Consider the following 1,365-nt stretch of genomic DNA (forward strand, 5'->3'; position numbering starts at 1 on the left):
ACTGTAGTTGAGCAATTTTCATTACAATAATTACCATGTAAAAAGAGACAAACGGAGTACCCCTTATGCCACATGAAGCTGTTTTTTAACGACATCAATGGGAATATCTTGTTTCGCTGCATCGTAAATAAACTCCACGAGGCTATGTCCTTTCTTCTTTCGAAGGAAGTCAAGCCCGGTAGAGAAATCGCTGTTGGATTCGACCATACTGTACACATAAGCGAGTTGCACCAAGATCCAATACCGTTTCACCGCCCGACGTTGACGAACGCGGTACCCATCGAGCTTCAGCTGGTCTTTCGCTTGTCGAAAAAAGCATTCGATCGACCAACGCTGGGCATAGTAGCGCAAGATCTCTTCATCGCTTAGCTCCCGGTCGGTGCTCAAGACGCAGTGAAGATGTTCAGGTGTCATCGGCTGATCGGCTTTCCAAGCCAACAACACAACGGCATCATCGAGACCTTTCAGCGCTCCCTCGTAGCGATACACGCGATAACGCTCTTCTCCCACCGTGACGAGATGGGTGTCGTTCGGTTCGATATAGCGGGCAAACTGTTTGGCTTGGATGGCGATGCCTTTTGGATAAAGAACCCGATTCGTCTTGAGCATCGCAATGACGTGGAATCCTTTTTTCAGGCAGGCTTCCACGAGTGTTTTCGATGGGTACCAAGAATCCATCAGCACATAAACAGAACCGTGCACATCCAAAGAAGAAAGCATCTCGATGGCCCATTGACCCTTGCTTTTCCCATCCGCCTTGTCGTAGAGGCGAAACGCAAAGGGAAAGGCTTGCGTCATCGTATGAACCATGAGCCAGACGAGAGAGTGTCCCCAAATCGACTTTTTGTCCGCGTGAGAATAATGCCAATTACACCCTTCAATAGCGTGTTTCGCCTGTGACGAAGGCTTCGTTTTTCGGCAGATCGTATCATCGATCGAAACAAAAATGGGGTGATTCTTTCGCTTGGCCGTTCGTTCCACATGACGAAGCATCCACTGCTGGAGTTTGCGAAGCAAGATTTCTTCATCCCAAGGGCTTTTCGTGAAAAAATGGCTCAGTGTCGTTCGATGGTTGGGATGAAAGCTCTCATGATGCAGATCGGTCAAGGTTCCCACAAATCCTTTCGTTGTCAGCGCATCGATAATATGAACGAGATGCTTCATGACCGGCTTAGAGAAATAAAGGGCCAGCCCCAACATTGCGAAAAACTTGTCGATTCCTTGGTGATGTGGTAGTCTATTCATGAGACATGAACCTCCTTGAGAATGGTTTGGTGACACATCTATTCTAATCAAGGAATCGGGTTCATGTCTCCTTTTTTGTTCGGATGTAAATTTATGTTAGTGAATTTGCTCATCTACAGT

The 1,365-nt window shown here is 47.1% G+C and carries 1 protein-coding gene; it reads right to left on the reverse strand.

Features of this window, described 5'->3' with window-relative positions; all coding sequences use genetic code 11:
- Positions 1 to 63 precede the first annotated feature (63 nt).
- Positions 64 to 1,245, reverse strand: coding sequence for an IS701 family transposase (locus BLR88_RS18835; protein ID WP_063388773.1), 1,182 nt, complete (start codon positions 1,243 to 1,245; stop codon positions 64 to 66).
- Positions 1,246 to 1,365 lie beyond the last annotated feature (120 nt).

Origin of the sequence: Aneurinibacillus thermoaerophilus (assembly GCF_900099925.1) — a bacterium.
Lineage (GTDB): Bacteria > Bacillota > Bacilli > Aneurinibacillales > Aneurinibacillaceae > Aneurinibacillus > Aneurinibacillus thermoaerophilus.